Here is a 7756-nt window from a genome sequence, read left to right as displayed (position 1 = left end):
CCTCCGAGCCCTCCGAGCCCTCCGAGCCCTCCGAAACCTTCGAGGCCTCCGAGGCGAGCGAGCGCAGCCGGCGCACCTCCGCCCGCCACCGCCCCGCGTACGCGTCGCCGCCGCGCCGTGCGGCCCGCAGCGCACCGGCGAGATCGTCCCCGTACTCCCGCGGCGGCTCCTCGCCGATCAGCGCGACCACCTCGGCCGCGAGCCCGGCGCCCACGACCGGGGCCGCGTCCAGCAGCGCACGTCCCAGCCGGGGGTGCAGACCGAGCCGCGCGAGCCGCGCACCCCGCGGTGTGGCCCGCCCGTCGGGGCCGACCGCCCCGATCGCCGCCAGAACGTCCCGGGCCGCGGCCATGGCCCCGCCCGGCGGCGGATCCAGCAGGGCCAGCCCGGAGGCGTCCGGATCGCCCCAGCAGGCCGCCTGGAGCGCGAACGCCGTCAGGTCGGCCACCTTGATCTCGGGGGAGGGGAACCGCGGCAGCCGCACGTCCTCCGCCTCCGCCCAGCAGCGGTACACCGCACCCGGCGCCTCCCGTCCGGCCCGGCCCGCCCGCTGCCGCCCGGCCGCCCGCGAGGCCCGCACCGTCGTCAGCGCGCTCAGCCCGCGCGCGTGGTCGACCCGGGGCTCCCGGGCGAGCCCCGCGTCCACGACCACCCGCACCCCGGGCACCGTCAGCGACGACTCCGCCACCGAGGTCGCCAGCACCACCCGGCGCCTCGCGCCGGGCACCAGCACCGCGTCCTGCACGGCGGCCGGCGCCCGCCCGTGCACCTGGAGCACGTCGACGTCCCCGAGACCGGTGAGCTGCCCGGCCACCCGGGCGATCTCGCCCACCCCCGGCAGGAACACCAGCACGTCGCCGTCCCGCTCGGCCAGCGCCCGCCGCACCACCGACGCCACGTGCGCCGGCAGCGCCGGATCGACCCACAGGCCGTGCGGCGGCCGCACCGGGCGCGCGGGCGGCGCCCACACCACCTCCACGGGGAACGCGGCACCGGGCGCCTCCACCACCGGCGCGCCGCCCAGCAGCCGGGCCCAGCCCTCGGCGTCCGTCGTCGCCGACGCGGCCACCAGGCGCAGCTCCGGGCGCAGGGCCTCGCGCACGTCCCACAGGAACGCCGCCGCGGTGTCCGCGTCCAGGTGCCGCTCGTGGCACTCGTCGAGCACCACCACGTCCACGCCGGTCAGCTCCTGGTCGCGCTGCAACCGCTGGAGGAGCACACCGGTGGTGACGACCTCCACGCGCGTGTGCCGTCCGACGGCCCGCTCGCCGCGCACCGTGAAGCCGACGGACCCGCCCACCTCCTCGCCGAGCAGCCACGCCATCCGCCGCGCCGCCGCCCGCGCCGCGATCCGCCGCGGCTCGGCGACCACCACCCGCCGCGCGGGCCCCTCGCCGAGCAGCCCCGCCAGCGCCAGGGGCACCAGCGTCGTCTTGCCGGTGCCGGGCGGCGCCACCAGCACGGCGGTGCCGTGCGTCGCCAGGGCGTCGGCCAGCCCGGGCAGGGCGTCGCGTACGGGGAGGGCGTCCAGGGCGTCCTGACGGATCACGCGCTCAGTCCCGTACGCACACGAAGATCGCCGTCCCCGGGAGCAGGGCACCGCGCAGCGGGGACCAGCCGCCCCACTCGGAGGTGTTCCAGTCCGGCCACTCCGGCTCCACCAGGTCCACCAGGCGGAAACCGGAGGCGACGACGTCGCGGACGCGGTCGCCGAGGGTGCGGTGGTGCTCGACGTACACCGCGCGGCCCTCCTCGTCCTGCTCGACGTAGGGCGTGCGGTCGAAGTACGACCCGGAGACGCTCAGCCCCTCCGGGCCGGGCTCGTCCGGGAACGCCCAGCGGACCGGGTGCGTGACCGAGAAGACCAGCCGGCCGCCGGGCCGCAGCACCCGGCGCACCTCGCGCAGTACCAGCCGCGGATCGGCGACGAAGGGCAGGGCCCCGTACGCCGAGCAGGCCAGGTCGAAGGAGCCGTCCGCGAAGGGGAGCGCGATCGCGTCGGCGCACACCAGGGGGAACGACCCGCCGATGCGCAGCGCGTGCTGCAACTGCCGGTGCGAGATGTCCAGGGCCACCGGGCGCGCGCCCTGGGCGGCCAGCCAGCGCGAGCACTGCGCCGCGCCGGCGCCCAGCTCCAGGACGTCCCGCCCCTTCAGCTCCTCCCGCGGGCCGAGCAGCTCGGCCTCCACCTCGTCCAGGCCCTCGGGGCCCCACACGAAGCGGTCGTCGCCGAGGAACGTGCCGTGCTCGGTCTGGTACTCGTCCGCGTTGCGGTCCCACCAGCCCCGGTTGGCCCGGGAGCTCTCGGTGACACCGGCCTCCCGCCGGGTCGCCTCCGGTTCGGGACCTTCGGGCTCTTGGATGATCGGCTCCCTCGTCGTAATCTTCCGTCCAGCCCGTCCCCGGCGTGCCGCCGTGGGGGCGCGACACGACCTGCGCGGCCCCGGGCCGTACCTGGTACGCGGCTCGGCCGCGTGGGGAATTGTGCCGGTTATGCGGCGATCCGCCCCGGGTGGGCGGCTTCGCGCATTGACCCTGCCCGGCTGCCCCCGTATGCTACAAGTTGCGCTGCGGGCCTGCGCACCTCAGACGTAGCAGGCTGCGCTCGCATCTGTTGTATGTCCCCTCGGTTGTCGAGGCGCATCACCGTCACCGGTGAGGCGCTTCCTTGGCTGTCCGGCTTCTACAGAGCGAAACGGGCTCCGGCGTAGCAGTACCTACGACTTCAATGTCCGTACCGGAGCCCTTTCCCACATGACGAGCAGCACCGAGACCACCGCCACCACCCCGCAGGTAGCGGTCAACGACATCGGTAACGAGGAAGCATTCCTCGCAGCGATCGACGAGACGATCAAGTACTTCAACGACGGCGACATCGTCGACGGCGTCATCGTGAAGGTCGACCGGGACGAGGTCCTGCTCGACATCGGTTACAAGACCGAAGGTGTCATCCCGAGCCGCGAGCTCTCGATCAAGCACGACGTCGACCCCAACGAGGTCGTCGCCGTCGGCGACGAGATCGAGGCCCTGGTCCTCCAGAAGGAGGACAAGGAAGGCCGCCTGATCCTCTCGAAGAAGCGCGCCCAGTACGAGCGTGCCTGGGGCACCATCGAGAAGATCAAGGAAGAGGACGGCATCGTCACCGGTACCGTCATCGAGGTCGTCAAGGGTGGTCTCATCCTCGACATCGGCCTCCGCGGCTTCCTGCCGGCCTCCCTGGTCGAGATGCGCCGTGTCCGCGACCTCCAGCCCTACGTGGGCAAGGAGCTCGAGGCCAAGATCATCGAGCTGGACAAGAACCGCAACAACGTGGTCCTGTCCCGTCGTGCCTGGCTGGAGCAGACCCAGTCCGAGGTCCGCCAGACCTTCCTCACCACCCTCCAGAAGGGCCAGGTGCGGTCCGGCGTCGTCTCCTCGATCGTCAACTTCGGTGCCTTCGTGGACCTGGGTGGCGTCGACGGTCTGGTCCACGTCTCCGAGCTGTCCTGGAAGCACATCGACCACCCGTCCGAGGTCGTCGAGGTGGGCCAGGAGGTCACCGTCGAGGTCCTCGACGTCGACATGGACCGCGAGCGCGTCTCCCTGTCGCTGAAGGCGACCCAGGAAGACCCGTGGCAGCAGTTCGCCCGCACCCACCAGATCGGCCAGGTCGTGCCCGGCAAGGTCACGAAGCTGGTTCCGTTCGGTGCGTTCGTCCGCGTGGACGAGGGCATCGAGGGTCTGGTCCACATCTCCGAGCTGGCCGAGCGCCACGTGGAGATCCCGGAGCAGGTCGTCCAGGTCAACGACGAGATCTTCGTCAAGGTCATCGACATCGACCTCGAGCGCCGCCGCATCAGCCTCTCGCTGAAGCAGGCCAACGAGTCCTTCGGTGCCGACCCGACGGCGGTCGAGTTCGACCCGACCCTGTACGGCATGGCCGCGTCCTACGACGACCAGGGCAACTACATCTACCCCGAGGGCTTCGACCCCGAGACCAACGACTGGCTCGAGGGCTACGAGAAGCAGCGCGAGGAGTGGGAGCGCCAGTACGCCGAGGCGCAGGCCCGCTTCGAGCAGCACCAGGCGCAGGTCATCAAGTCCCGCGAGGCGGACGAGAAGGCCGCTGCCGAGGGTGGCGAGGCCGCCGCTCCGGCCGCGTCCGGTGGCGGTTCGTACTCCTCCGAGGGCGGCGACCAGTCCGGCGCGCTGGCCTCGGACGAGGCGCTGGCCGCGCTGCGCGAGAAGCTGGCCGGCGGCCAGAGCTGATCGCACGCGCGCCGAGCGGTGACCGCTGAGGCGAGCTCTTGAGCCGAGGGCCCGCACCCCATCCGGGGTGCGGGCCCTCGGCGTGTTCCCCGCCGACCGGGAATGCGAGTGCCGTGCGCCACGTTGTGCAGTACGAACACGAGGAGGAGCGGTAACTGTGCTTGATCCGCAGGGTTTGTACGCATGGGAGCCGAAGGGCCTGGCCGTCGTCGACATGGCGCTCGCCCAGGAGTCGGCCGGACTTGTCATGCTCTACCACTTCGACGGATACATCGACGCGGGGGAGACCGGCGACCAGATCGTCGACCGGCTGCTCGACTCGCTGCCCCACCAGGTCGTCGCCCGGTTCGACCACGACCGGCTGATCGACTACCGCGCCCGGCGCCCGCTGCTGACCTTCACCCGCGACCGCTGGAGCGACTACGAGGTGCCCGCCCTCGAGGTGCGCCTCGTCCAGGACACCACCGGAGCCCCCTTCCTGCTGCTCTCCGGCCCCGAACCGGACGTGGAGTGGGAGCGCTTCGCCGTGGCCGTGCGGCAGATCGTGGAGCGGCTCGGCGTCCGCCTGTCGGTGAACTTCCACGGCATCCCGATGGGCGTCCCGCACACCCGCCCCGTCGGTCTCACCCCGCACGGCAACCGCACCGACCTCGTCCCCGGTCACAGCAGCCCCTTCGAGGAGGCGCAGGTCCCCGGCAGCGCCGAGGCACTCGTCGAGTACCGGCTCATGCAGGCCGGACACGACGTCCTCGGCGTCGCCGGGCACGTCCCGCACTACCTCGCCCGCTCCCCGTACCCGGACGCGGCGCTCACCGTCCTGGAGGCCATCACGGCCGCGACCGGACTGGTCCTGCCCGGTGTCGCCCACACCCTGCGCACCGAGGCCCACCGCACCCAGACCGAGATCGAGCGCCAGGTCAGGGAGGGCGACGACGAGCTCACCGCCCTCATCCAGGGCCTGGAGCACCAGTACGACGCCGCCGCGGGCGCCGAGACCCGGGGCAACATGCTCGCCGAGCCGGTGGAGATCCCGTCGGCGGACGAGATCGGGCGCGAGTTCGAGCGGTTCCTGGCGGAGCGCGAGGGAGAGGGCTGAGGGGCCCCGCCCTCCGGGCGGGGTCCGCCGGAGCGCTCGCCGGTGCCGGGCCCTAAGCTTCCGCTCATGCTGAAGGTTGGCCTGACCGGCGGGATCGGCGCCGGCAAGAGCGAGGTGTCCCGGCTGCTCGTCGAGTGCGGGGCCGTGCTGATCGACGCGGACCGCATCGCGCGTGAGGTCGTCGAGCCGGGAACGCCCGGTCTCGCGGCGATCGTGGACGCCTTCGGCACGGACGTGCTCGCTCCGGACGGCAGCCTGGACCGGCCCGGGCTGGGCTCCCTCGTCTTCGCCGATCCGGACAGACTCGCCGTCCTGAACTCGATCGTCCACCCCCTGGTGGGCGCCCGCTCCCGTGAGCTGGAGGCGGCCGTCGCCGAGGACGCGGTCGTCGTCCACGACGTCCCCCTCCTCACCGAGAACGGCCTCGCCCCCCTCTACGACCTCGTGATCGTCGTCGACGCGAGCCCCGGGACCCAGCTCGACCGGCTCGTGCGGCGGCGCGGCATGACCGAGGAGGACGCCCGCGCGCGCATGGCCGCCCAGGCGACCCGCGAGCAGCGCCGGGAGATCGCCGACATCGTCATCGACAACGACGTGCCCCTGGAGGCGCTGGAGCGGCGCGTGAAGGAGGTGTGGGCCGACCTCGTCCGCCGAGCACGGGCGTCCCGGCGGCCCCCTCAGGAATAGCGATCCCCGCCCGAGGCGTTGAACCCCTCCGACGAGGGAAGGATTGCGCTGTGCCCGAGACCAGTGGTTCGACCGGACGTACGCCGGAGACGCATGTCATCGACTTCCGTGCCGCCGAGCAACTGCTCGCCTCCCGTGACCCGCAGGGCGCGGTGAAGCTGCTCGACGGCGTCATCGACGTCCACCCGGAGAACACCGCCGCGCGGCTGCTGCGGGCGCGCGCCTTCTTCGCCTCGGCCCAGCTGCGGCCCGCCGAGCTGGAGTTCTCCCTCGTCCTGGAGCGCGAGCCGGACAACGCCTTCGCCCATTTCGCCCTCGCCCGCACCTACGAGCGCCAGAACCGGCCCCGCCCGGCCAGGCGCCACTTCCGGCTGGCGGCGGCGCTGGATCCGAACCCGGAGTACCTCGAGGCGGCGCGCTTCGACACGTGAGCGGCCGCCCGCCGCCGCTACGGCCGGCCGATCGGCGGCTCGTACGGCGGTACGTCGCGGCCCGGCTGGTAGTGGGCGCCCTGGCGGATGTGCCGCACGACGACGACCAGGTCGACCGTGACGACCAGCCACAGCAGCCCGCAGGCGAGGGCCCAGCCCCAGCGCCCCACGATCGCGAACGCCGCGGTGCCGAACACCGTCCAGACCAGGCCCCAGACGCTCAGCCAGAACCGCATCCGCAGCGCACTGCGCGCGGTCACCGGCTCGTTGCCCGTACGCCTCACGACGATCACCCCTGTCCACGGTCCCCCTTCCGTGCCGGGTTCCCCGGACGAGGAGCGCCCATGAGGGCGCCGGACCTCCCGCGATCCGAGAGGGTTAACACGATCGGGTGAACCCGCGGCGGACGGGAACGGGTGTGCGGAACCGGGCCGTTGGACGGGCATGGAGCAGAAAATGCGTGAGGGGTACGAGGGGACGGGTCCCGGGGCGATCACTCCGGACGGCTGCGCGGTGGAACTCTACGCGCGGCTGCCCGTCGGGGACGAGCCGGACGTCATCGCCGGGGCGGTGCCCGCGGGCGCGCGCATCCTGGAGCTGGGCAGCGGCGTCGGGCGGATGACCCACGCCCTGCTGGAGCGCGGCTTCACGGTCACGGCGGTGGACGAGTCCGCCGAGATGCTGGAGCGCGTGCGCGGGGCGCGGACGATATGCAGCCCCGTGGAGAGGCTCGACCTGGGCGAGACGTTCGACGTGGTGCTGCTCGCGTCGTTCCTGGTGCACGCGGGGGACGCCGAGGTGCGGCGGGGGATGCTGCGCACCTGTGTGCGGCACCTGGCGAAGGGCGGGTGCGTGCTGATCCAGCGGGAGGGCGAGGACTGGCACACCCGTGTGCCGCGCGAGCGGGTGGACCCGGCGGGCTTCACGGTGCGGATCGTGTCGTCGGAGCCGGTCGGTGACGGGGTCGACTCGGTGCACGCGGAGTACGTGTTCCCGGACGCGACCTGGACGCAGACGTTCCGGACGCGGCCGTTGACGAGGCAGCAGTTCGAGGAGGCGCTGGGGGAGGAGGGTCTGAAGGTGGACCGGTACCTGACGGAGGACCGGACATGGGTGAGGGCGGTGCCGGTGACGGACGGCTGAGGGCGGGGTGTCCCTCCGGGCGGCGGTGAGGCCCGCGCACGGCGCCGGCCCGCCGACGACGGTGACGCGCGGGCACCACCGGGTGCGGTGTCCGGGCGGGACGGGGCCCTCCCGGACACCGCCCGGTCACGACCGGCCCGCGCTCCCGGGG

Annotated in this window: 8 protein-coding genes; 5 read left to right on the top strand and 3 right to left on the bottom strand. The window is 73.2% G+C overall.

Translation table 11 applies throughout. The features are described 5' to 3' along the window. A partial coding sequence (locus B7L92_RS14055; protein WP_143626319.1) for a DEAD/DEAH box helicase occupies nucleotides 1-1549 on the bottom strand: 1549 nt, incomplete at its 3' end. A 4-nt stretch (nucleotides 1550-1553) separates the two neighbouring features. After that, nucleotides 1554-2384, bottom strand: a complete 831-nt coding sequence (locus B7L92_RS14050; protein WP_081237743.1) for a class I SAM-dependent methyltransferase — start codon at nucleotides 2382-2384, stop codon at nucleotides 1554-1556. A 370-nt stretch (nucleotides 2385-2754) separates the two neighbouring features. Here B7L92_RS14050 and rpsA point away from each other — a divergent pair, with 370 nt between their 5' ends. The 4 genes from rpsA (at nucleotide 2755) to B7L92_RS14030 (ending at nucleotide 6462) form a co-directional block, all read left to right on the top strand. Continuing rightward, nucleotides 2755-4248 (top strand): 30S ribosomal protein S1, encoded by a 1494-nt coding sequence (gene rpsA / locus B7L92_RS14045; RefSeq protein WP_004989441.1) that lies wholly within the window; start codon nucleotides 2755-2757, stop codon nucleotides 4246-4248. 157 nt (nucleotides 4249-4405) lie between these two features. Next, complete coding sequence (locus tag B7L92_RS14040) at nucleotides 4406-5344, top strand: PAC2 family protein (RefSeq protein ID WP_081237742.1); 939 nt, start codon at nucleotides 4406-4408, stop codon at nucleotides 5342-5344. A 66-nt stretch (nucleotides 5345-5410) separates the two neighbouring features. Then, nucleotides 5411-6031, top strand: a complete 621-nt coding sequence (coaE, locus tag B7L92_RS14035) for a dephospho-CoA kinase (RefSeq protein WP_081237740.1) — start codon at nucleotides 5411-5413, stop codon at nucleotides 6029-6031. Between the two features lie 50 nt (nucleotides 6032-6081). Continuing rightward, entirely contained in the window at nucleotides 6082-6462 is a 381-nt protein-coding gene (locus B7L92_RS14030; RefSeq protein WP_081237738.1) for a tetratricopeptide repeat protein, read from the top strand. A gap of 17 nt (nucleotides 6463-6479) precedes the next feature. Here B7L92_RS14030 and B7L92_RS14025 read toward each other — a convergent pair whose 3' ends face one another. Further along, the gene (locus tag B7L92_RS14025) at nucleotides 6480-6755 is read right to left on the bottom strand and encodes a DUF6343 family protein (protein WP_081237736.1); all 276 of its coding nucleotides are present in this window, start codon (nucleotides 6753-6755) and stop codon (nucleotides 6480-6482) included. A 163-nt stretch (nucleotides 6756-6918) separates the two neighbouring features. Here B7L92_RS14025 and B7L92_RS14020 point away from each other — a divergent pair, with 163 nt between their 5' ends. Continuing rightward, nucleotides 6919-7605: a class I SAM-dependent methyltransferase gene (locus tag B7L92_RS14020; protein ID WP_255310938.1), complete on the top strand. Its 687-nt coding sequence runs from the start codon at nucleotides 6919-6921 to the stop codon at nucleotides 7603-7605. Nucleotides 7606-7756: the final 151 nt, after the last annotated feature.

It is taken from the genome of Streptomyces viridosporus (genome assembly GCF_002078235.1).
Taxonomy (GTDB): domain Bacteria; phylum Actinomycetota; class Actinomycetes; order Streptomycetales; family Streptomycetaceae; genus Streptomyces; species Streptomyces viridosporus.
Note: the sequence above shows the minus strand (reverse complement) of the source record. Positions and strands in the feature narration are given on the sequence as shown.

Bases quoted from the DNA above. Each gene is read 5' to 3' on its own strand.
- rpsA (WP_004989441.1), top strand. From the start codon at position 2,755: ATGACGAGCAGCACCGAGACCACCGCCACCACCCCGCAGGTAGCGGTC.
- coaE (WP_081237740.1), top strand. From the start codon at position 5,411: ATGCTGAAGGTTGGCCTGACCGGCGGGATCGGCGCCGGCAAGAGCGAG.
- B7L92_RS14020 (WP_255310938.1), top strand. From the start codon at position 6,919: ATGCGTGAGGGGTACGAGGGGACGGGTCCCGGGGCGATCACTCCGGAC.